23 protein-coding genes are annotated in these 22,529 nt (G+C 65.0%); 9 read left to right on the top strand and 14 right to left on the bottom strand.

Translation table 11 applies throughout. From position 1 onward, the window contains the following. Positions 1-34 precede the first annotated feature (34 nt). On the bottom strand, positions 35-643 hold the full coding sequence (locus HAV18_RS34800; protein ID WP_166964938.1) for a CNP1-like family protein: 609 nt from the start codon (positions 641-643) through the stop codon (positions 35-37). A 13-nt stretch (positions 644-656) separates the two neighbouring features. Continuing rightward, entirely contained in the window at positions 657-1,304 is a 648-nt protein-coding gene (locus HAV18_RS34795; protein ID WP_166964936.1) for an RNA pyrophosphohydrolase, read from the bottom strand. A 228-nt stretch (positions 1,305-1,532) separates the two neighbouring features. Between HAV18_RS34795 and HAV18_RS34785 the strand changes: the two genes are divergently transcribed. Together HAV18_RS34785 and HAV18_RS34780 are read left to right on the top strand one after the other, a co-directional pair. Beyond that, on the top strand, positions 1,533-3,269 hold the full coding sequence (locus HAV18_RS34785; protein WP_166964934.1) for a proline--tRNA ligase: 1,737 nt from the start codon (positions 1,533-1,535) through the stop codon (positions 3,267-3,269). Between the two features lie 21 nt (positions 3,270-3,290). Beyond that, on the top strand, positions 3,291-3,893 hold the full coding sequence (locus HAV18_RS34780; protein WP_059697879.1) for a MarC family protein: 603 nt from the start codon (positions 3,291-3,293) through the stop codon (positions 3,891-3,893). Between the two features lie 85 nt (positions 3,894-3,978). On the opposite strand, the gene HAV18_RS34775 is transcribed toward HAV18_RS34780, so the two are convergent. Then, positions 3,979-4,530 carry a hypoxanthine-guanine phosphoribosyltransferase gene (locus tag HAV18_RS34775; RefSeq protein WP_069247073.1) on the bottom strand — a complete coding sequence of 184 codons (552 nt, stop codon included), beginning with the start codon at positions 4,528-4,530 and terminating at the stop codon, positions 3,979-3,981. A gap of 94 nt (positions 4,531-4,624) precedes the next feature. After that, on the bottom strand, positions 4,625-5,992 hold the full coding sequence (gene ffh, locus HAV18_RS34770) for a signal recognition particle protein (RefSeq protein WP_166964933.1): 1,368 nt from the start codon (positions 5,990-5,992) through the stop codon (positions 4,625-4,627). Between the two features lie 89 nt (positions 5,993-6,081). Between ffh and HAV18_RS34765 the strand changes: the two genes are divergently transcribed. The 7 genes from HAV18_RS34765 (at position 6,082) to HAV18_RS34725 (ending at position 14,043) form a co-directional block, all read left to right on the top strand. Next, on the top strand, positions 6,082-6,975 hold the full coding sequence (locus tag HAV18_RS34765; RefSeq protein WP_011350867.1) for an inner membrane protein YpjD: 894 nt from the start codon (positions 6,082-6,084) through the stop codon (positions 6,973-6,975). Between the two features lie 13 nt (positions 6,976-6,988). After that, positions 6,989-7,297, top strand: a complete 309-nt coding sequence (locus HAV18_RS34760; RefSeq protein ID WP_166964931.1) for a PP0621 family protein — start codon at positions 6,989-6,991, stop codon at positions 7,295-7,297. Beyond that, positions 7,294-7,884 carry a 1,6-anhydro-N-acetylmuramyl-L-alanine amidase AmpD gene (gene ampD / locus HAV18_RS34755; protein ID WP_166964929.1) on the top strand — a complete coding sequence of 197 codons (591 nt, stop codon included), beginning with the start codon at positions 7,294-7,296 and terminating at the stop codon, positions 7,882-7,884. The genes HAV18_RS34760 and ampD overlap by 4 nt, the downstream gene beginning before the upstream one ends. A gap of 462 nt (positions 7,885-8,346) precedes the next feature. Further along, positions 8,347-11,343, top strand: coding sequence for a ribonucleoside-diphosphate reductase subunit alpha (locus HAV18_RS34745; RefSeq protein WP_166964925.1), 2,997 nt, complete (start codon positions 8,347-8,349; stop codon positions 11,341-11,343). A 366-nt stretch (positions 11,344-11,709) separates the two neighbouring features. Then, entirely contained in the window at positions 11,710-12,921 is a 1,212-nt protein-coding gene (locus HAV18_RS34735) for a ribonucleotide-diphosphate reductase subunit beta (RefSeq protein ID WP_166964921.1), read from the top strand. Between the two features lie 83 nt (positions 12,922-13,004). After that, positions 13,005-13,331, top strand: coding sequence for a hypothetical protein (locus HAV18_RS34730; RefSeq protein ID WP_080971037.1), 327 nt, complete (start codon positions 13,005-13,007; stop codon positions 13,329-13,331). 28 nt (positions 13,332-13,359) lie between these two features. Beyond that, positions 13,360-14,043 (top strand): histone H1-like DNA-binding protein, encoded by a 684-nt coding sequence (locus HAV18_RS34725; RefSeq protein ID WP_166964919.1) that lies wholly within the window; start codon positions 13,360-13,362, stop codon positions 14,041-14,043. Positions 14,044-14,279: 236 nt separating this feature from the next. On the opposite strand, the gene HAV18_RS34720 is transcribed toward HAV18_RS34725, so the two are convergent. The 10 genes from HAV18_RS34720 to HAV18_RS34675 all read right to left on the bottom strand — a co-directional run bounded on the left by HAV18_RS34720 (position 14,280) and on the right by HAV18_RS34675 (position 22,522). Continuing rightward, positions 14,280-14,753, bottom strand: a complete 474-nt coding sequence (locus HAV18_RS34720; RefSeq protein ID WP_166964917.1) for a glycine zipper 2TM domain-containing protein — start codon at positions 14,751-14,753, stop codon at positions 14,280-14,282. 19 nt (positions 14,754-14,772) lie between these two features. Continuing rightward, positions 14,773-15,711, bottom strand: a complete 939-nt coding sequence (locus HAV18_RS34715) for a carbohydrate kinase family protein (RefSeq protein WP_166964914.1) — start codon at positions 15,709-15,711, stop codon at positions 14,773-14,775. A gap of 85 nt (positions 15,712-15,796) precedes the next feature. Further along, the gene (tpx, locus tag HAV18_RS34710; RefSeq protein ID WP_166964911.1) at positions 15,797-16,300 is read right to left on the bottom strand and encodes a thiol peroxidase; all 504 of its coding nucleotides are present in this window, start codon (positions 16,298-16,300) and stop codon (positions 15,797-15,799) included. Between the two features lie 73 nt (positions 16,301-16,373). Beyond that, positions 16,374-17,729, bottom strand: a complete 1,356-nt coding sequence (locus HAV18_RS34705) for a zinc-ribbon and DUF3426 domain-containing protein (RefSeq protein ID WP_166964909.1) — start codon at positions 17,727-17,729, stop codon at positions 16,374-16,376. Between the two features lie 45 nt (positions 17,730-17,774). Next, the gene (prmA, locus tag HAV18_RS34700) at positions 17,775-18,677 is read right to left on the bottom strand and encodes a 50S ribosomal protein L11 methyltransferase (RefSeq protein WP_166964907.1); all 903 of its coding nucleotides are present in this window, start codon (positions 18,675-18,677) and stop codon (positions 17,775-17,777) included. Between the two features lie 2 nt (positions 18,678-18,679). Beyond that, positions 18,680-20,047 carry an acetyl-CoA carboxylase biotin carboxylase subunit gene (gene accC / locus HAV18_RS34695; RefSeq protein ID WP_072436365.1) on the bottom strand — a complete coding sequence of 456 codons (1,368 nt, stop codon included), beginning with the start codon at positions 20,045-20,047 and terminating at the stop codon, positions 18,680-18,682. An 84-nt stretch (positions 20,048-20,131) separates the two neighbouring features. After that, a complete protein-coding gene (gene accB, locus HAV18_RS34690; RefSeq protein ID WP_166964905.1) occupies positions 20,132-20,605 on the bottom strand; it encodes an acetyl-CoA carboxylase biotin carboxyl carrier protein in 474 nt (157 codons plus the stop codon). A 66-nt stretch (positions 20,606-20,671) separates the two neighbouring features. Further along, positions 20,672-21,124, bottom strand: a complete 453-nt coding sequence (gene aroQ / locus HAV18_RS34685; RefSeq protein ID WP_111015348.1) for a type II 3-dehydroquinate dehydratase — start codon at positions 21,122-21,124, stop codon at positions 20,672-20,674. Positions 21,125-21,318: 194 nt separating this feature from the next. After that, complete coding sequence (locus HAV18_RS34680) at positions 21,319-21,870, bottom strand: TlpA disulfide reductase family protein (protein ID WP_166964903.1); 552 nt, start codon at positions 21,868-21,870, stop codon at positions 21,319-21,321. A gap of 7 nt (positions 21,871-21,877) precedes the next feature. Further along, positions 21,878-22,522 (bottom strand): UDP-N-acetylmuramate--alanine ligase, encoded by a 645-nt coding sequence (locus HAV18_RS34675; protein ID WP_166964901.1) that lies wholly within the window; start codon positions 22,520-22,522, stop codon positions 21,878-21,880. Between the last annotated feature and the right edge of the window lie 7 nt (positions 22,523-22,529).

Genomic DNA, 22,529 nt, shown 5'->3' with positions numbered 1-22,529 from the left:
GGCGGACCGGGGCGGCGGCAAGTGCCGCGCGCCGTCAGCGCAACTGGCTCATCGCGGTGCGGTGAAACCGGATGTTCTCCAGGATCTGCTTGGTCGAGCCCTGCGGCATCTTGTTCGCGCAGAAGTAGTCCTGATAGAGCGCCGAGTGGTAGGCATTCAGCTCGCCATTCTCGATGCGCTGCCAATCGTTCTCGACCGTGCGATCCCAGCCGTCGTGATCCGAATTCAGGCCGGCATACTGGCGCCATTCGTAGGTGTCGCAGCGGATGCCTTCATAGTTCACGTTGCGCGCGCCGGCCGGGCTCGTGACGACGACTGCGTAGCGCACGACGCCGTCGGTGCCGACCGCGAGCGACTTCGCATCGACGAAGAACTTGAGCGGCGTGTTCTGCGATACGTTGAACGGTAGCAGGTCGCCCGTCTGCGGCAGCGGCGGCAACGAGTCGACCGCATTTTCCTTCCAGGTGCCCTGGCGGTCCAGCAGATACACGAACTCGCTGTCATCCTTGTTGGTCGGCGTCTTCGAATTCGCGCAACCTGCCAGCGTGGCCGCCGCGGCAATCGATGCGAGCGCGAGAGCAATCGCTTTCAATATGCATTCCTCGTAAAAAAAGGGCGCGACACCTAGGTCGCGCCCGGTCATGCAGTTCGATTCGTCATTTGCCGACGATCACGTGGGGCGGCATTTCGTCGAGCATGCTCGCTTCCACTTCGATCTCCGAACAGACTACCGATGTGTCGACAATCGTCAGCGTCTGCTGGGCCTGTACGCCAATGACGCGCGGATAGCGCGACAGACGCGGCTCACGCGGCTTCTCGGCTCGCTGCGCCGGGCGGCGCAGGAAGCGCGACAGTTCCGTCAGCGCCAACTGATAGACATCCCGCTTGAACTCGATCACCGCATCGAGCGGCACCCAGTACTCGTTCCAGCGCCACGCATCGAACTCCGGGTGGTCGGTCGCGCGCAAGCAAATGTCGCAATCGCGTCCAACCATCCGCAGCAGGAACCAGATCTGCTTCTGGCCGCGGTAATGACCGCGTACTTCGCGTTTGATGAACTTGTCAGGCACCTCGTAACGCAACCAGTCGCGAGTGCGGCCGATTATCTTGACGTGTTCCGGATGCAGGCCCGTTTCCTCGTGCAGCTCCCGGTACATTGCCTGCATGGGGGTCTCGCCGTACTTGATCCCACCTTGAGGAAACTGCCAGGAATGCTCGCGGAGCCGCTTGCCCCAAAACACCTCGTTGCGCGCGTTCAAGAGGATGATGCCGACGTTCGGGCGAAAGCCTTCACGATCCAGCATACAACCACCTTCGAATCCTTTAAAATTGCTTTGATTATAAACAGATAACGGGCGCTGCGCACCGTGACGGAGCGAATCCGCGCGGGGTATACCGGCTGAATTGTCCCTGATTAGTCTGCTACGTCGTCTGCGCCATCGTCGTCCATTGTTGTTCGCCGCGCGCAGCTTTTTCACCTTGAAACTTTTTCGGGCGCCTCGCCTGGGGGCGCCGTTTTTGGAACCGTCCGCATGAAAGCTTCCCGTTTCTTTATCGGCACCCTGAAAGAAGCACCCGCCGACGCAGAGATCGTCAGCCACAAGCTGATGGTGCGCGCCGGCATGATCCGTCGCGTCGCCGGCGGCATCTATAACTACCTGCCGGTCGGCCTGCGTTCGATTCGCAAGGTCGAGGCGATCGTGCGCGAGGAAATGAACCGGGCGGGCGCCATCGAGCTGCTGATGCCGGCCGTGCAACCAGCCGAACTGTGGCAGGAATCGGGCCGCTGGGAACAGTACGGCCCCGAGCTGCTGCGCTTCAAGGATCGCAAGGACAACGACTTCGTGATCGGGCCGACGCACGAGGAAGTCATCACCGACATCGCGCGCAACCAGATCAAGAGCTACCGGCAGATGCCGGTGAACTTCTACCAGATCCAGACGAAGTTCCGCGACGAGATCCGTCCGCGCTTCGGCGTGATGCGCGGCCGCGAATTCATCATGAAGGACGCGTACTCGTTCGACAAGGATGCGGCCGGCCTGAACGAGTCGTATCGCAAGATGTACGACGCGTACGTGCGCATTTTCACGCGCCTCGGCCTCGAGTTCCGGGCGGTCGCGGCCGACAGCGGCTCGATCGGCGGCAACTTCTCGCACGAATTCCACGTGATTGCCGACACCGGTGAGGACGCGATCGCGTACTGCCCGACGTCCGAGTTCGCGGCGAACATCGAGGCGGCCGAAGCGCTGCCGCTGATCGCCGAACGCGCGGCGCCGGCCGAGGCGATGGCGAAGGTCGCGACGCCGGGCAAGGCGAAGTGCGAAGCGGTCGCCGAATTGCTGGCGATCCCGCTCGAGCGCACGATCAAGTCGATCGTGCTCGCGACCGACAACGAAGGCGCCGAGCCGACCATCTGGCTGGTGATGCTGCGCGGCGACCACGACCTGAACGAGATCAAGGTGTCGAAGCTGCCGGGCCTGAAGAACCACCGCTTTGCGACCGAGCAGGAAATCGTCGAGTGGTTCGGCACGCCGCCGGGCTACCTCGGCCCGGTCGGCACGAAGAAGCCGGTGAAGGTCATCGCGGACCGCACGGTCGCGAACATGAGCGATTTCGTCGTCGGCGCGAACGAGGTCGACTATCACATCGCTGGCGTGAACTGGGGCCGCGACCTGCCGGAACCGGACGTCGCCGACGTGCGCAACGTGAAGAAGGGCGACGCGTCGCCGGACGGCAAGGGTGTGATCGACATCTGCCGCGGCATCGAAGTCGGCCACGTGTTCCAGCTCGGCACCAAGTACTCGGAAGCGATGGGCGCGACGTTCCTCGACGAGTCGGGCAAGCCGCAGCCGATGCTGATGGGCTGTTACGGCGTCGGCGTCACGCGCATTCTCGGCGCGGCGATCGAACAGAACTTCGACGAGCGCGGCATCATCTGGCCCGAGTCGATCGCGCCGTTCGAAGTCGTGCTGTGCCCGATGGGCTATGACCGCAGCGACATGGTGCGCGAGACCGCCGACAAGCTGTACGCGGAACTCGCCGCGGCCGGCATCGACGTGATCCTCGACGACCGTGGCGAGCGCCCGGGCGTGATGTTCGCCGACTGGGAGCTGATCGGCGTGCCGCATCGTCTCGTGATCGGCGAGCGCGGCCTGAAGGAAGGCAAGATCGAGTATCAGGGCCGCCGCGACGCCGAGGCGACGCTGCTGCCGGCCGACGCGGCTGCGGCGACGGTCGCGGAGAAGATCCGCGCCGCGCTCGCGCGCTAAGCGCACCGACCGGGGAACGCGGTGGAATACACCTTCCTGTCGGCCACCGTGCTCCTGGTGCTGATCACCGATCCGCTCGGCAACATCCCGCTGTTCATTTCGGCCATGCGGGATGTGCCGCGTGAGCGGCGCGTGAAGCTGATCCTGCGTGAAGTAGGGATTGCGTTCGTGATCCTGCTGTTCTTCATGCTGGTCGGCGACCGCTTCCTGCGGATGATGAGCCTCACCGACCTGTCGCTGCGGCTCGGCGGCGGGATCGTGCTGTTCCTGATCGCGCTGCGGATGATCTTCCCGCATCCGGACGGCGCACTCGGCAGCGATCCGCGCGCGGGCGGCGAGCCGTTCATCGTGCCGCTCGCAATTCCGGCGCTCGCCGGGCCGTCCGCGCTTGCGACGGTGATGCTGCTGACGTCGCAGGGGCCCGGCAAGATGCTCGAGTGGGTCGGCGCGCTGACGGTCACGATGATCGTCTGCGCGGTGACGCTGGTGCTGGCCGAGCGGATCCAGCAATGGATCGGCGAACGGACCGTCGCGGCGTTCGAGCGGCTGATGGGCCTCGTGCTCGTCGCGATTTCGGTCGAGATGATGCTGGGCGGCATCCGCGCGTTCGTGCACCAGCTGTAGGGCGGAGCGGCGCGCGCCCACAAAAAAGCGGCGCTCCGGGAGACCGGAGCGCCGCTTTCCATTTATATAGTGCGCAGCGGGGCGTTCAGACGTTCGTGGTCAGTGCGCGGATCGTCGGCAGGTTGCGCCAGTAGCCCTTGGCGTCCATCCCGCAGCCGAACACGTAGCGATCCGGCACCGCAAAGCCGCAGAAGTCGGGGTGCAGCGGCTTCGCCTTCGCGAGCGTCTTCTCGCACAGCACGGCTGACATGAAACGTTGCGCGCCCATGTCGAGGATGCGGTCGCGGATCGCGGCCATCGTCTCGCCTTCGTCGAGGATGTCGTCGAGCACGAGAACGATCCGGTCCTTCACCGATTCGCGCGGCGCGACGCGCCAGTGCATTTCCGGGCTGCCCTGCGTCGTGTTGCGGTAGCGAGTCAGGTGGATGTAGTCGAATTCGAGCGGGAAATCGAGATGCGGCAGCAGCATCCCGGTAAACACCGCGGCGCCGCCCATCACCGAGAGAACGAGCGGGAACGCGTCGCCGATCTCGGCGCGGATCGCGTCGGCCATCTTGGAGATCGACGCATTGACGGCATCGGCCGAGACGATCTCTTCGGAGTGGTTGAAAATGTGGAGGGCTTCTTCGCGGTTCATGTGTTCTGGCGGGCAGTCGGTATACAAATAAGAATGAAGCAGAACGGCGGGCGCGCGCTACAGCAAAAACCCGCGCGCCGGCCGACGGGCGGAATCAGCGCATGCCGGGCATCATGCCCTTCAGGCCGCGCATCATCTTCTGCATGTTGCCGCCCTTCAGCTTCTTCATCATCGTACGCATCTGGTCGTACTGGTTCAGCATCCGGTTGACTTCCTGCACCGGCACGCCCGCGCCGGCTGCAATGCGGCGCTTGCGCGTCGCCTTGATGATCTCGGGTTTCGCGCGCTCCGCGGGCGTCATCGAGCTGATGATGCCTTCCATCCGGCGGATCGACTTCTCGGCCTGGCCCATGTCGGCGCCTGCGGCCGCCTGCTGGAACTGCGCGGGGAGTTTATCCATCAGCGACGACAGGCCGCCCATGTTCTTCATCTGCGAGATCTGCGCGCGGAAATCGTTCAGGTCGAAGTCGCCGCCTTTCTTGACCTTGTCGGCGAGCTTCTGCGCGGCCTGCACGTCGACGCCGCGCTGCGCCTCCTCGACGAGCGCGAGGATGTCGCCCATGCCGAGGATCCGGTTCGCCATCCGGTCGGGGTGGAACACCTCGAGACCGTCGAGTTTCTCGGCCACGCCGACAAACTTGATGGGCTTGCCCGTGACGTGACGCACCGACAGCGCGGCGCCGCCGCGCGAATCGCCGTCGAGCTTGGTCAGCACGACGCCGGTGAGCGGCAGCGTGTCGTTGAACGCCTTCGCGGTGTTGACCGCGTCCTGACCGAGCATCGCGTCGACAACGAACAGCGTTTCGGCCGGTTTCAGCGTATCGTGCAGCGCGGCGATTTCCTGCATCATCGCCTCGTCGATGCCGAGGCGGCCGGCCGTATCGACGATCAGCACGTCATGATAGTGGCGCTTCGCCCAGTCGACGGCCGCGATCGCGATGTCGACGGGCTTCTGGTCCGGCGTGGACGGGAAGAAGTCGGCGCCGACCTGTTCGCTCACCGTTTTCAGCTGCATGATTGCGGCCGGGCGATAGACGTCGCACGACACGGTCAGCACTTTCTTCTTGTACTTCTCGCGCAGCAGCTTAGCGAGCTTGCCGACGGTCGTGGTCTTGCCCGCGCCCTGCAGGCCGGCCATCAGGATCACCGCGGGCGGCGTGACCGCGAGGTTCAGCTCGGCGGCCTTGCCTTCGTAGTCGCCGCCGATCACGGCGGTCAGTTCCTTCTGGACCACGCCGACGAGCGCCTGGCCCGGCGACAGGCTGCTGATCACTTCTTCGCCGAGCGCCTTTTCCTTGACCTTGGCGATGAATTCGCGGACGACGGGCAGCGAGACGTCGGCCTCCAGCAGCGCGAGACGCACCTCGCGGAGCATCTCCTGGGTGTTCGCCTCGGTAAGCCGGGCCTCGCCGCGCAGCGTCTTGACGACGCGCGCCATCCGTTGAGTGAGATTGTCGAGCATGGGGAGCGATGGACAGTGGGGCCCGAAGGCGCGGCGGAACCGAACAAAGGGAGCCGTCGCGGGAAGGGGGCCTAGTGTAAACTTCGAACATGGATATTGTACTGTATGCCCTCACCGCATTCCTGTACGGCGGCCTCGCCGTCGCAGGCTGGCGCACGCACCGGCAGGGCGCGACGCCGCTCGTCGCGAGCGTGCCGGCCGTGCCGGTTCCCGCGTCTGCCGCGTCCGGGATGAGCGGGGCCGGCCGCGCGCTGCTGTTTGCCGCGCTCGTCGCGCACGGCGTGCTGCTCCATACGACCATCTTCCCGAACGACGCGATGGTGTTCGGCTTCGCGTTCGCGCTGTCCGCGATGTTCTGGCTCGGCGCCGGCATCTACTGGATCGAGAGCTTCTTCTTCCCGCTCGACAGCCTGCGGCTGCTCGTGCTCCCGCTCGCGTGCGGCGCATCGCTGCTGCCGCTCGTGTTCGGCGGCGTGCGGGTGCTTCCTTATGCCGCAGCGCCGCTGTTCAAGCTGCATTTCCTGATCGCGAACATCGCGTACGGGCTGTTCGCGATCGCCGCGCTGCACGCGATCCTGATGCTGATGGTCGAGCGGCGACTGCAGTCGCTGAGAAGCGGCGGGCGCGACGGCTCGACGGGCTGGATCGCGAGCTGGCTCGAAACGCTGCCGCCGCTGCTCACGCTCGAGAAGCTGCTGTTCCGCCTGATCGGCGCCGGCTTCGTGCTGCTCACGCTGACGCTCGCGTCGGGCATCCTGTTCAGCGAGCAGGTCGACGCGCGCGCGCTGCGGCTCGACCACAAGACCGTATTCGCGATCCTGTCGTGGCTGATGTTCGGCGGCCTGCTGGTCGCCCGCAAGACGTCGGGCTGGCGTGGCCGTGGTGCTGCGCGCTGGGTGCTCGTGTCGTTCGCCGCGCTGCTGCTCGCGTATGTCGGCAGCCGGTTCGTTTTCGAGGTGCTGCTGCACCGTTCCGTGGTTTGACCGCAGGTTTCCGATGCGACAGATTCTTCTCCTGATTCTTCTCTTCTTCGCGGGTTCGTGGCTTGCGCGCAAGCTGCGCCAGGCCCAGGAGCAAGCGCAGGCCCGCACCGGCCGCGGCGCGGGTTACGACGGCGCGTCCGGTGCCGGCGCTGCGCGCCCGAACGGCGACGCGCGGTCGCTGCCCGAGCCGATGGTGCGCTGCGCCGAATGCGGCGTGCATGCGCCGAAGGGCGACGCGGTCGCCGCGGGTGGCGACTACTTCTGCAGTGCCGAGCACGCGCAGCGCCACGCCGCGCGTGCAAGCGGTCACGACGCGCGATGAGCGACGCACTGTTGTTGTCGGTCGACGCGAACGGCTGGGTGCGCGAAGCGCGCCATGCGCCGTCGCCGAACTTCGAGGCGCGGCCCGCGGGCGCGGTGCCGACGCTCGTGATCGTCCACAACATCAGCCTGCCGCCTGGCGAGTTCGGCGGCGATGCGATCGAGTCGCTGTTCCTGAATCGCCTCGACTGCGATGCGCACCCCTATTACCAGAGCCACCTGCGCGGCGTGCGCGTGTCCGCGCACTTCCTGATCCGCCGCGGCGGCGAACTGGTGCAGTTCGTGTCGTGCGACGAGCGCGCGTGGCACGCGGGCTCGTCCGAGTTCTTCGGCCGGGTGCGCTGCAACGACTTCTCGATTGGCATCGAGCTCGAAGGCGCGGACGACGTGCCGTTCGACGATGCGCAATACGCGGTCCTGGCCGCGCTCTCCCGCGTGCTCGCCGAGCACTATCCGGTCGACGCATTCGCGGGGCACTCGGACGTCGCGCCGGGCCGCAAGACGGACCCGGGGCCGCACTTCGATTGGCAACGCTTCGCAGGCGATGCCGGCTTTTCCGCCGAATACTTTCCTTTCCGTCAGCACTGAGCGCAGGGTTTTTGAACCGGCGAAATTTTTTTTTCCGACCAATGCCTTGTCACGTCTGCCCCTCCGGGAGGCGGGGGTGATGTCAATACCTTCAGCGCAAATTATCCGTTTTGACCTCGTCCGAATGTCCACTATACTTGGTGCCAGTTGAGTAGTTCTGCACTAGATATAGTGTGTGTCGCAGGGGAAACCCGAGCGGCACCGGCCGGCGGGCAACGCCGGCGGACAGGGTTCTCAGGGCGGCGCGTCAGGCCGGGCGGTCCGGACGGCGCGATCAGCGCAGCGAACTTCGGCGGGGCAGGGTACACATGACGAAGCACACGACCGGATCGGTTGTCGCGCATCGACCGAACCGGCCTCCCCGGCGCATCGCTCGCCTCTTACCGCTCGCGCACCGCGTTGCGCAGCGTTCGTTTTAATCCGCGGTTCTCTCCGCACCATCCAACACCAGGAGCTTTGCACATGCAAACCACCGACAACGCGACGTCCCAGTACGAGAGCGCCTCGAGCCGTCCGCTCGGCGGGACCGAACAGGGCGCGAAGGCGCTCGCGCCGCAGGCCACGTTCGCCGACTACAAGGTGATCCGCCGCAACGGCAGCGTAGTGTCGTTCGAACCTTCGAAGATCGCGATCGCGGTGACCAAGGCTTTCCTGGCCGTCAACGGCGGGCAGGGCGCGGCATCGGCGCGCGTGCGCGAGCAGGTCGAGCAACTGACGCACAACGTCGTGCGCGCGCTCGTGCGCAGCCGCCCGAACGGCGGTACGTTCCATATCGAAGACATCCAGGACCAGGTCGAACTTGCGCTGATGCGCGGCGGCGAGCACAACGTCGCGCGTGCGTACGTGCTGTATCGCGAGAAGCGTCACCTCGAGCGCCAGCATGCGGGCGAGGAAGCAGCGGCAGCGGGCGGCGAGTCGAGCACCGGCATCAACGTCGTCGACAACGGCGTCACGCGCCCGCTCGACCTGAACGCACTGCGCGCGCTGATCGTGTCGTCGTGCGACGGCCTCGGCGCTGCGGTTAACCCTGACCCGATCGTCGCCGAAACGGTGAAGAACCTGTACGACGGCGTGCCGATGAGCCAGGTCTACGACTCGGCGATCCTCGCAGCGCGCACGATGATCGAGAAGGATCCGGCATACAGCCAGGTCACGGCCCGCATCCTGCTGCACACGATCCGTCGCGAGATCCTCGGCGAGGAAGTGGTGCAGTCCGAGATGTCGGCCCGCTACGCGGAATACTTCCCGCAGTTCCTGAAGCGTGGCGTCGACGCCGGCCTGCTCGACGACAAGCTGCTGCAGTTCGACCTGAAGCGTCTCGGCGAAGCGCTCGACGCGAACCGCGACCTGCAGTTCGGCTACCTCGGCCTGCAGACGCTGTACGACCGCTACTTCCTGCACGTCGAAGGCAGCCGCATCGAAATGCCGCAGGCATTCTTCATGCGCGTCGCGATGGGCCTGTCGCTGAACGAGATCGATCGCGAAACGCGCGCGATCGAGTTCTACAACGTGCTGTCCAGCTTCGACTTCATGAGCTCGACGCCGACGCTGTTCAACTCGGGCACGCACCGCTCGCAGCTGTCGTCGTGCTACCTGACGACGGTCGCGGACGATCTCGACGGCATCTATGAAGCGCTGAAGGAAAACGCGCTGCTGTCGAAGTTCGCCGGCGGTCTCGGCAACGACTGGACGCGTGTGCGCGCACTCGGCTCGCATATCAAGGGCACGAACGGCAAGTCGCAAGGCGTGGTCCCGTTCCTGAAGGTCGTGAACGACACGGCCGTCGCGGTGAACCAGGGCGGCAAGCGCAAGGGCGCGGTCTGCGCGTACCTCGAATCGTGGCACCTCGACATCGAGGAGTTCCTGGAGCTGCGCAAGAACACCGGCGACGACCGCCGCCGCACGCACGACATGAACACGGCGAACTGGATTCCCGACCTGTTCATGAAGCGCGTGATGGAAGGCGCCGACTGGACGCTGTTCTCGCCGTCGACCTGCCCGGACCTGCACGACAAGTTCGGCGCCGATTTCGAGAAGGCTTACACGGCTTACGAAGAGAAGGTCGCGCGCGGCGAGATCAAGCTGTTCAAGAAGATCCCGGCGGCGCAGCTCTGGCGCAAGATGCTCGGCATGCTGTTCGAGACGGGCCACCCGTGGATCACGTTCAAGGATCCGTGCAACGTGCGTTCGCCGCAGCAGCACGTCGGCGTCGTCCACTCGTCGAACCTGTGCACGGAAATCACGCTGAACACGAGCGACACCGAAATCGCGGTGTGCAACCTCGGCTCGGTAAACCTCGTCGCCCACCTGGTGAAGCAGGCCGACGGCAGCTACGCGCTCGATCACGACAAGCTGAAGCGCACGATCAGCGTCGCGATGCGCATGCTCGACAACGTGATCGACATCAACTACTACGCGGTGCCGAAGGCGCGTAACTCGAACCTGAAGCACCGCCCGGTCGGCATGGGCATCATGGGCTTCCAGGACTGCCTGCACCTGCTGCGCACGCCGTACGCGTCGACCGAAGCGGTCGAGTTCGCCGATCGTTCGATGGAAGCGGTCTGCTACTACGCGTACCACGCGTCGACCGAGCTGGCCGAGGAGCGCGGCCGCTACTCGAGCTACCGCGGCTCGCTGTGGGATCGCGGCATCCTCCCGCAGGACACGCTGAAGCTGCTGGCCGAAGCGCGCGGCGGCTACGTCGAGGTCGACACGTCGGAGTCGCTCGACTGGACGACGCTGCGTTCGCGGATCGCCACGCACGGCATGCGCAACTCGAACTGCGTCGCGATCGCACCGACGGCGACGATCTCGAACATCATCGGCGTGTCGGCCTGTATCGAGCCGACGTTCCAGAACCTGTACGTGAAGTCGAACCTGTCGGGCGAATTCACGGTGGTGAACGAGTACCTGGTGCGCGATCTGAAGGAACGCGGCCTGTGGGACGAAGTGATGGTCGCCGACCTGAAGTACTTCGACGGCATGCTGTCGCGCATCGACCGCATCCCGGCCGACCTGCGCGCGATCTACGCGACCGCGTTCGAAGTGGACCCGACGTGGCTGGTCGAAGCGGCATCGCGTCGCCAGAAGTGGATCGACCAGGCGCAGTCGCTGAACATCTACATGGGCGGCGCGTCGGGCAAGAAGCTCGACGAGGTCTACAAGCTCGCATGGCTGCGCGGCCTGAAGACGACCTACTACCTCCGCACGATGGCGGCGACGCACGTCGAGAAATCGACGGTCGCACACGGTGCACTGAACGCAGTGCCGACGGGCGGCGGTTCGAGCAGCGGCGGCGCGCAAGGCGCAGCAGGCGGCTTCGGTGCGGCAGGCGGCGCAGCATCGTCGTCGGGCGCAGTCGACGCAGCGCCGGCACTCGCGCCGGTCGAGGCAGATGGTCCGGTGTGCACGATGCGTCCGGGCGATCCTGGCTTCGACGAGTGCGAAGCGTGCCAGTAACGCAGTGCGCCTGACCTGAGAAGCAGGCAAGGGCGGCGCACACGACGACCGATCGAGGTTGAAGTGTGGGCCGCTCTCAACTAAAAAAAATGATAAGGAATCTGTAACGCAGCACCTGCGTTGCAGGCAGTGACAAGCGATCGAAACATCCCCGACGACGTCGTGTTTCGATCAGCGTTCGATGCGTCGAGCGCACCTCGCGATACACGCGCGACTCGCATCGCGCGCTGCATGAACGACGATGCGTTGCTCAAAGTGTTGTATCGAGGTCGCAACGCGAATCGAAAAAAGGATTTTTCGTGAGCGAACCCTTTTATCGCTCAGGAAAAGATGGTACAAACCGTTCTAAATTGATGGTGAGAATTTATGCTCAACTGGGATGACGAGAAGACTGCCGTAACCCCCGCGAGCGGAGCGCAGCAAAACGCGATGCGCACCTCCGCCGGGATGGCTGTCGGAATGCAGGCTGCAACGCCTGCCGCCCATCAGGTCCGTGACATTTTCGAAGGCGATCTTGCGGTGCCGCCGCAAGCATCGGCTGTTCCCGCCGGCGGTTCGGAAGCGCGGGTCAATGTCGCCGACAAGCGCATCATCAACGGCCAGACTGACGTGAATCAGCTGGTGCCGTTCAAGTACAAGTGGGCGTGGGAAAAGTATCTGGCCGGTTGCGCGAACCACTGGATGCCGCAGGAAATCAACATGTCCCGCGACATCGCACTGTGGAAGGACCCGAACGGTCTGACCGAGGACGAGCGCCGCATCGTGAAGCGCAACCTCGGCTTCTTCGTGACGGCCGATTCGCTCGCGGCGAACAACATCGTGCTCGGCACGTACCGCCACATCACGGCGCCCGAGTGCCGGCAGTTCCTGCTGCGCCAGGCGTTCGAGGAAGCGATCCACACGCACGCGTACCAATACATTGTCGAATCGCTCGGTCTCGACGAAGGCGAGATCTTCAACGCGTACCACGAGGTCTCGTCGATCCGCGCGAAGGACGAATTCCTGATCCCGTTCATCCATACGCTGACGGATCCGGCCTTCAAGACCGGCACGCTCGAAGCGGATCAGAAGCTGCTGAAGTCGCTGATCGTGTTCGCCTGCATCATGGAAGGCCTGTTCTTCTATGTCGGGTTCACGCAGATCCTCGCGCTCGGCCGCCAGAACAAGATGACGGGTGCTGCAGAGCAATATCAGTACATCCTGCGCGACGAGTCGATGCACTGCAACTTCGGCATCGACCTGATCAACCAGATCAAGCTCGAGAATCCGCATCTCTGGACCGCGGAATTCCGTGCCGAGATCCGTGAGCTGTTCAAGCAGGCTGTCGAACTCGAATACCGCTACGCCGAAGACACGATGCCGCGCGGCGTGCTGGGTTTGAACGCGTCGATGTTCAAGAGCTATCTGCGCTTCATCAGCAACCGCCGTTGCCAGCAGATCGGCCTCGATCCGCTGTACCCGAACGAGGAAAACCCGTTCCCGTGGATGAGCGAGATGATCGACCTGAAGAAGGAACGCAACTTCTTCGAGACGCGTGTGATCGAGTATCAGACGGGGGGCGCGCTGTCCTGGGAATAACCCGCAGCAGCGAACCCGTCACATGATGTGAGCAGCCGGCGGCCTCTCGGCCCCGGTCCAAGGTTTAGGAGCAAGAACGCCTGATGCAAAGCATGCCCGGTGCCTTAACGGCCCAACGATACGACAGGCACTTTGCGAACCCTTCAGTGGGATGGGCAAACTTCCCTCCGGATAAAGCGGACGGCCGTGTGGCGGTCCGCTTGATCAAGCGATTAGGGGTAGCGGCGCGAGGTGCGCCGGCTACCGACTTGATTTGGCGCGCGAGGCCGGGTGGTCACGCGCGCCATACCGTATTCATTAGCGTAAGCGCGTGGTATCCGCGTACGCCGATGAATAGCCCGCTTCGAAGCGCACGTCCTGAACAGCGTCCGCGGGAAGCGGGTTTTGACGAAGGGTGTAGTTTGAACTGACTCTCATCTGAACCTGAAGGAGAACAACATGGCTACCGCCAAGAAGAAACCGGCTGCTAAGAAGGTTGCTGCCAAGAAGACCGTTGCGAAGAAGGCTGCTGCTCCGGCGAAGAAGGCCGCTGCAGTGAAGAAGGTTGCTGCCAAGAAGGTCGCGGTGAAGAAGGTTGCCGCGAAGAAGGCAGCGCCGGCGAAGAAGGCCGCAGCGAAGAAGGTTGCAGCCAAGAAGGTCGCAGTGAAGAAGGTTGCTGCGAAGAAGGCAGCACCGGCGAAGAAGGCCGCAGCGAAGAAGGTTGCAGTCAAGAAAGTCGCAGTGAAGAAGGTTGCTGCGAAGAAGGCCGCACCGGCGAAGAAGGCTGCTGCCAAGAAGGCCGCACCGGCGAAGAAGGCTGCTGCCAAGAAGGCTGCGCCGGCGAAGAAGGCTGCTGCTAAGAAGGCTGCGCCTGCCAAGAAGGCTGCCGCGAAGAAGGCTGCGCCTGCTGCGAAGAAGGCTGCCCCTGCGAAGAAGGCCGCCGCGCCTGCTGCGACGAAGGCTGCCGCTCCGGCCAAGAAGGCTGCGGCTCCGAAGAAGGCTGCTGCTCCGAAGAAGGCCGTCGTGAAGAAGGCTGCACCGGCAACGACCGCGTCGACCGCATCGGTTGCGCCGGCATCGGGCGTGAAGACCGCGCTCAACCCGGCAGCGGCATGGCCGTTCCCGACCGGCAGCCGTCCGTAATCGAGGCTGACCTGCACCACCCGGACACTCACGTGGTGTCCGTGGGTTGAGTAGCGCTACTCAATCAGTCCCGCCATCTGGCTCAGGTGGCGGGATTTTTTTCGTCCGTCGTTGTCGGTGTGCCGGATGCCCGGATGCCCGGATGCCCGGATGCGGCGAGTACGGACGAAAAAAAACGCATGTGCAGCTTCGCACATGCGTTCGACCGCGGCTTGCGCCGCGAGCTGAGGTACCTGTTAGTGCGTGACGCGCGTGACGCCGCCGCTCGACAGCAGTCGCACGCGCTCGCCGGCGCGGAACGCTTCGCCGCTTGCTGCCTGCGTGATCGAGCGCAGATCGCCGTTGTCGAGGCGCACGGTGATTTCGACACCGTTCGCCGTGCTGAGGTTTTCGCCGACCGCATTGCCCGCGACCGCGCCGACGAGACCGCCGGCGATCGCGGTCAGGATCGACCCCTTGCCGCCGCCGATCGCGCTGCCTGCCACCGCACCGAGTGCGCCGCCGCCGAGCGTGCCGATCGCACTGCCGGCACCGTCGGACTGGATGCGCACTGCACGGACGCTTTCGACCGTGCCCATGCGGACCGTCTGTTCGCGCTGCGCCTGGCCGACACTATAGACATCCGCCGAGCCAGGTGCGGTGAAGCAACCGGTGAGCGTCAGCGAGGCCGTCAGCATGGCTGCTAGCGTGAGGGTCTTTTTCGTCAACATCTTTGCTCTCCCACAATATTCATTTGAGACTGTAACCGAATGCAGTCTCGAAGCGCGCGTCGATCTCGGCGCGCGTCAGTACGTAAGTCTGGGGCCCCTGATGGGCGATCTTGAGCGAGCCCATCAGGCTCGCGAGGCGGCCCGTGGTTGCCCAGTCGAGGCCATGCTCGATGCCATACAGCAGGCCGCCCCGGAAGGCGTCGCCGCAGCCGGTCGGATCGGCGATGCGCTCGGCCGGTACGACAGGAATCTGCTCCGTGCCCTGCTTGTGGCGGATGGTCGCGCCGTGCTCGCCACGTGTAATGACGAGGGCGTCGACCCGGCTGGCGATTTCATCTTCGGACCATCCCGTCTTGTCGCTCACCAGCTTGGCCTCGTAGTCGTTGACCGCCACATAGGTCGCAAGTTCAATGCTGCGGCGCAGCGTCGCACCGTCGAACAGCGGCAGGCCCTGGCCCGGATCGAACACGAACGGCACACCGGCCCTGGCGAGCTCTTCCACGTGCTGCACCATCCCGTCGAAGCCGTCAGGGCCGACGATCGCGAGCTTGATGTCCGGCGCGTCGCCCGCATGGTTCAGGTGCGATTGCATCATCGCGCCCGGGTGGAACGCCGCGATCTGGTTGTTGTCGAGATCGGTCGTGATCATCGCCTGCGCCGTATACGTGTCGGGCAGCACGAGAACGTGGTCGCGACGCAGGCCGAGCTGGTCGAGCCGGTCGAGATACGGCTGCGCGTCGAGCGCGCCCATCGTTCCCATCATGCGTGCATCGCCGCCGAGCAGGTGCAGCGCGTACGCGATGTTGCCCGCGCAGCCGCCGAATTCGCGGCGCATCGTCGGCACGAGGAAGCTCAGGTTGATGAGGTGCACCTGGTCGGGCAGGATGTGCTCGCGGAACCGCCCTTCGAAAGTCATGATGGAGTCGTAGGCGATCGAGCCGCAAATCAACGTAGCCAAGGTGTGCGTTCCTGTAGAAATGAGGGACCCTGCGCGACAACGCCGCGCGAAAGGCGCGGCGCGGCAGGGGAGTGCGAAAGAAAGCTTACTTCAGTGAGGCGAGCGCTGCATCGTAGTTCGGCTCGTCCTTGATTTCGCCGACGAGTTCCGCGTGGATCACCTTGTCCTGCGCGTCGAGCACGACAACCGCACGTGCGGTCAGGCCGTTCAGCGGGCCGCTCGTCACGTCGACACCGTACGCGTTCGCGAACGCGCGGCCGGTGCGGAACGTCGAAGCCGTCACGACATTCTCGAGGCCTTCGGTCGTGCAGAAGCGCGTAGCGGCGAACGGCAGGTCGGCGGACACGACAACGACCACCGTGTTGTCGAGCGACGATGCGGCTTCGTTGAACTTGCGGGTCGACGTCGCGCAGGTCGGCGTGTCGAGGCTCGGTACGATGTTCAGCACCTTGCGCTTGCCGGCGAAGCTGGCGAGCGACAGGTCGGCGAGATCCTTGCCGACCAGCTTGAAATCGGCGCCTTGCGCGCCGACGGCCGGGAACGTGCCAGCGAGATCGATCGGGTTGCCACCCAGCGTAACTTTGCTCATGTTCGTGCTCCGAAATAGCGCGCCGCTCGGGCGCGCGGGTTGAGACGGGCGCGCATGCGCGCGCCGCGGCGCGTCACGGATAGAAGATCTGGACGCGGAAATTCGAGGCAGGCGTGCCGTTCGTTTCGACGCGGACGACCATCGTCTGCGTCGTGCCGGGCGGCAACCCGGCGTCGATCGGCGTGCCTGGGCGCACATAGTCACGCGGCGCGAGCACGCGGCGCACGGTCACGTGATTGGTGTCGTCGAGCAGCGTCAGCTCGAGCGACGGGTAAGCGAGCGCGACACGGTAGCGGTTCGTCAGCGGCACCTTCAACTCGAGCTCGCGCGGGCCGTCGAGCTGGCGCAGGTCGGTCGCGTCGAGCCGCAGGCCGTCGATCGCGCGCGGCGGCGCGACCTTGCAGCCGAGCGGCGCGCAGGCCTGCCGGAACCAGCCCTGCGTGACGGGCCAGTAGATCATCAGCGTTTCGCGTTGCCACCACGCGAGTTGCGCGACGAGGAGCACGGCCAGCACGGCAGCGACGAGGCCGCCGAAAAAACCGCCAAGCATTCCGCGCCGCTGCGGCGCGCGTGTCTCGCGCGTGACGGCGAAGTGCGGGCGATCGTCGTCGGTCAGCGCAGCGGGGAACGGTGCGGCCGGCGTGCTGGTGGCCGCGCCTGGCGTCTCGTCGTGCGGTGTGGTGCCCGTGTCGGTGTCGGTGTCGTGCCCGGCTGCGGTTGCTGCTGCGATGGCCGGCGCCGGTGCGAACGCAAAACGCGGTTCGCGCGGCGCACGTTCATCGTCCGGCACGGCGAAGTGCGCGGTGCCGATGGGTTCGGCGGCATCGCGAGCGGTATCTGCGTCCGACGGAAGGTGGGCGACGAAGCGGGGCTCACGCGGGTCGTGCTCGACGGGCGCGGCCGACGGTTCGGTATCCTGCGGCGTCTGCGTCTGCAGCGATTCGGCTGGTTGCGCGACGGCGGCGGAGGTGTCCAGCTCGGCCGGGGAGGGCGCGAACGGTGCGGGCGTACCCGACAGGTGAACGACGCCGGCTTCGGTGGACGGAAGTGCGAGCGGTATCAGCGGCTCGGTGCGCACGGTCTGCACGCTGTGTTGCAGCGACGGGTCGACGCCGGCATCGAGCCACGGCGCCCACATGTCCCAACCTTCAGGCTTGTAATCGGTGTCGGAAGGTGACCCGGCCGGCGCTTCGGCAGTGAACAGCCGGGCAAGCGGGGCCTGATGGTGCGCGTTGCCGTCGTCCGGCGCGGCAGCCGGTTCGGTCAGGACCGGCTCGGGCTGCTGCGCGTGCTCGGGGACGAGCGACTCGGATGCGTTGAAGACTTCGTGGCAGTGCCCGCAGCGCACGAGCCCTTGATGCAGCGAGAGCTGTTCCTGCTGCAGCCGGAAGACGGTTTCGCAATGAGGGCAGCGCGTCGCAAGAAGCATGTCGAGCCGGGCGGCCTGCTGGCCAGAGTGAAGGACAGCGCTATTCTAATGGCTTTCGCGCCGGGTTCCGGCGAGGCATACCCAACCTTCGTGTTCGCGCCAGACCGAGATGTCGACATAGCGTGCGTAGACGGCCGCGACTTCGTCCGCCTGGCGCGCGAGCACGCCCGACAGCGCGATGCGCCCGCCCGGCTTGACCTTCGATGCGAGCATCGACGCCATCAGCTTCAGCGGATTCGACAGGATGTTCGCGACGACGATGTCGAATTCGCCGTCCGGGCACGCATCGGGCAGCCCGTACGTGACTTCCGCACGGTTGCGTTCGCTGTTCTGGCGCGCCGATTCAACTGCCTGCGGATCGATGTCGATGCCGATGACGGGGTTCGCCCCGCATTTCTTCGCGAGGATCGCGAGAATGCCCGAGCCGCAGCCGTAGTCGAGCACCGATTGGCCGGGCTTCACCGATTGCTCGAGCCATTCCATGCACAGGCGCGTGGTCGGGTGGCTGCCGGTGCCGAACGCGAGGCCCGGATCGAGTTCGAGGACGAGCGCATCGGGATCGGGCGCATCGTGCCACGACGGCACGACCCAGATCCGCTCGCCGATCGGGATCGGCTCGAACTGCGATTGCGTGAGCCGCACCCAGTCCTGTTCCTCGACTTCGCGGACGGTGAAGGCCGGCGTCTCGGCGACGCCGATCTCGTTCGCGGCCGCCGCGAGCAGCACGGCCGGCTCGTGATCGGCCGCGAGCAGCGCGACCACGCGCGAGTGCTGCCACGCAGTGCGATCGGGCACGAGGCCCGGCTCGCCGAAGAGCGGCTGTTCGTCGGGCGTGTCGGCGTCGGCGTCTTCCACGGACACCGACAGCGCACCGAGTTCGAGCAGCGCGTCGGACAGCGCCTCCGCATGCTCACGGGCCAGTTCGACGACGAGTTCGCGATAGCTCATGCTTACGCTTCTTCCGGTGCGACCTGCTGCTTCTGGGCGAGCCGGTTTTCGAGGTAATGGATGCTGGTGCCGCCTTCGACGAACTTCGAATCGATCATCAGCTCGCGGTGCAGCGGGATGTTGGTCTGGATGCCTTCGACCACCATTTCGGACAGCGCGATGCGCATCCGGCTGATCGCCTGCTCGCGCGTTGCGCCGTAGGTGATCAGCTTGCCGATCATCGAATCATAGTTCGGCGGCACGAAATAGCCATTGTAGGCATGCGAATCGACGCGCACGCCAGGGCCGCCCGGCGTATGCCACGACGTGATCCGGCCCGGCGACGGCGTGAACTTGAACGGATCTTCGGCGTTGATCCGGCATTCGATCGCATGTCCGCGGAACTGGATGTCGCGCTGGCGCAGCGCGAGCTTCTCGCCGGCCGCGATGCGGATCTGTTCCTGCACGATGTCGACGCCCGTGATCAGCTCCGATACCGGGTGCTCCACCTGCACGCGCGTGTTCATCTCGATGAAGTAGAACTCGCCGTTTTCGTACAGGAATTCGAACGTGCCCGCGCCGAGATAGCCCATCTTCTTGCAGGCGTCCGCGCAGCGGTCGCCGATGCGGTCGATCAGGCGACGCGGAATACCGGGCGCCGGTGCTTCCTCGATCACCTTCTGGTGGCGGCGCTGCATCGAGCAATCGCGCTCGCCGAGCCAGATCGCGTTCTTGTACGCGTCGGACAGCACCTGGATTTCGATGTGGCGCGGGTTCTCGAGGAACTTCTCCATGTACACCTGCGGGTTGCCGAACGCACGGCCGGCTTCCTCGCGGGTCATGTTGACCGCGTTGACGAGCGCGGCCTCGGTGTGCACGACGCGCATTCCGCGCCCGCCACCGCCGCCGGCTGCCTTGATGATGACCGGATAGCCGATCGTGCGCGCAATCTTGACGATCTCCTTCGGATCGTCCGGCAACGCGCCTTCCGAGCCCGGCACGCACGGCACGCCGGTCTTGATCATCGTCTGCTTGGCGGTGACCTTGTCACCCATCATGCGGATCGTTTCCGGGCGCGGGCCGATGAACGTGAAGCCCGACTGCTCGACGCGTTCCGCGAAATCGGCGTTCTCCGACAGGAAGCCGTAGCCGGGGTGGATCGCCTCGGCGTCGGTGACTTCCGCGGCGCTGATCAGCGCCGGCATGTTCAGGTAGCTCAGGTTCGACGGGGCCGGGCCGATACAGACGGCTTCGTCCGCGAGGCGCACGTACTTGGCTTCCTTGTCGGCTTCCGAGTAGACGACCACCGTCTTGACGCCGAGCTCGCGGCACGCACGCTGGATGCGCAGCGCGATTTCACCGCGGTTGGCAATGAGGATTTTTTCAAACATAGCGAGTATTCGTCTCTTCGAGGGGCGCGCGAACGGCGCCTGGCGGGCATCGGCGGCGCGCGGCCCGCAGGCCGCGCGGCGGACTTAGCCGATCACGAAAAGCGGCTGGCCGTATTCGACGGCCTGGCCGTTCTCGACGAGGATTTCCTTGATCACGCCGGCCTTGTCCGACTCGATCTCGTTGAGCAGCTTCATCGCTTCGATGATGCAGATCGTCTGGCCTTCCTTGACCGTGTCGCCCACCTGGACGAACGGATCCGAGCCCGGCGACGGTGCGCGGTAGAACGTGCCGACCATCGGCGACGTCACGACGTGGCCCTGCGGGACAGCCGGTGCGGCTGCGCCGCCTGCGGCCGGCGCGGCAGCACCTTCGGTCGGCAGCGCGGCCGACGGAGCGGGCGCGCTGAATTGCGGGGCATACCCAGCCGTCGGCTGTACGTAGACCGGCGGTGCGTTCTTGACGATGCGCACCTTGCCTTCGCCTTCCGTCACTTCCAGCTCGGAGATGCCGGATTCGGAAACGAGGTCGATCAGAGTTTTCAGCTTACGAAGATCCATCGGGAATTCCCCTTTCAATACGTGAAAGCGCCGGTTAGGAGCCGGCGCTGAATCTAGATCGCGAAATCAGCCGCGCGACGTGCCTTGCAGCTTGTCGAGCGCGTACTCGAGCGCGTACAGATAACCTTTCCAGCCGAGCCCGCAGATCACGCCTTCGGCCTGGTCGGAAAAGTAGGAGTGGTGCCTGAACGCTTCGCGGCGATGCACGTTCGACAAGTGAACCTCGACGAACGGGATGCCAACGCCGGCGATCGCGTCCCGGATCGCGACGCTCGTGTGCGTGTACGCGGCCGGATTGATCAGGATGAAATCGGTCTGTTCCTCCCGCGCGGCCTGGATGCGGTCGACCAGCGCGCCTTCATGGTTGCTCTGGAACGACGACAGTTCGGCGCCGGCTTCCCGGGCGCGCGCGGCAAGCGCCTGATCGATCTGCGCCAGCGTGACGTGGCCGTACACCTCCGGTTCCCGGGTGCCGAGAAGGTTCAGGTTGGGGCCGTGCAGCACCAGCAATCGTGTCATGGTCGCTTCTATTTCTGCGGAATTGCGCGAACTTTAGCGCTATTTAGAGAAATTTGTCTAGTTTTGCCGAACGGCCGAGTGCGCCCGATCTGCAAGAATTACCGGCGTGCATGCAAAGTATCGGCGAATTCACGCGAAATTGCGGCGATCGACAGGCAAATCGCCGCCAACGTGCGGGCCGCCGTTCCGGCAGGTTACAGCGCGTCGAGGGTCTTTTTCAGCTCGGCCGGTTGGATTTGTCCCAATTTTGTCTCGCGAATCTTGCCGGTTTCGTCGATGACGACCGTAAACGGCAACGCGCCGGCGGTATTCCCGAAATTGCGGGCCAGATCGGCGCCCGCATATCCGCTGACGAAGACCGGATAGTCGACCTTCACCTTCTGCAGGAAGTTCTTCACGTTCTGTTCGGAATCGACGCCGATCCCGACGAAACGGATGCCCTTCTGTTTGTATTGGTGCGACAGCGCAACGAGCTCCGGCATCTCCTCGACGCACGGGCCGCACCATGACGCCCAGAAATTGACGACGACCTTCTGGCCCTTGAAGGCGGATAACGTGGCCGGCTTGCCGTCGACGCCCGTCAGCGATGCCGCCCACAATTGTTCGACCGGGCTGCCCTGGGCGGCGGGCGCGGCGACGGCGACGCCGTCATCGGCGGTGCCGCGGAACCAATGGCCGGCGGCGAGCCCGCCGGCAACGGCGGCGGCCGCGACGACCGCGAGCGGCAACATGCGTTTCATCATCATCGTTGAATCATTCCGGTTCGGAAGGGGCCTTGCCTGCTTCGACGAGCGCGCGTAGCGCGGCGGCATCCGCACGGGCGACCCGGCCGCGCGCGTCGGCCTTGACCGCGCCGCGCAGGTCGTCGCTCGCATAGAGCGCGAGGTGGATGCCGATCGCGTCCACGTCGCGCCGCGGGCGCCACAGGAAACTGAGCGTCTCGACGTCGGCGCGGCCCGCGAAGTGCCGTGTCTCTGATACGTCGTACTGGACGTTCTGGTTCAGCAGGTAGATCGCGACGTCCTTCGGGTTGTCGGTGAATGCCTGCAAATGGATATCCGAATGTGCGTTCGCGGTGCCGTTCAGCACGGCACCCGTCACATAAGGATGGAACTCGGCGAGCCGGTGCATCCAGTCGAGCGCGATTTCACGCAGGCGGCGCAGTTCGTCCGGCTGCGTGTCGCTCTGGAACAGCGCGAGGTACTCGCGCAGTTCTTCCTCGATCTGGTCGTTATCGGGCAGCCATTCGCCGGCAACGCGCGAGTCGCCCAACAACTGGCGCGCGGCCTTGCGTTTCGCGCCGGCATAGTCCAGGCCGTCCTCCGCGATCAGGCGGGCGGCGGACTGGGCAATTTCCTCGCGGACGCGCCGCGGGTCGACAAGAGGTTTGCGAGACATGATCCGG

This window comes from Burkholderia sp. D-99, from assembly GCF_011605345.1.
GTDB lineage: Bacteria > Pseudomonadota > Gammaproteobacteria > Burkholderiales > Burkholderiaceae > Burkholderia.
This window is presented reverse-complemented; position numbering and strand designations above follow the sequence as displayed.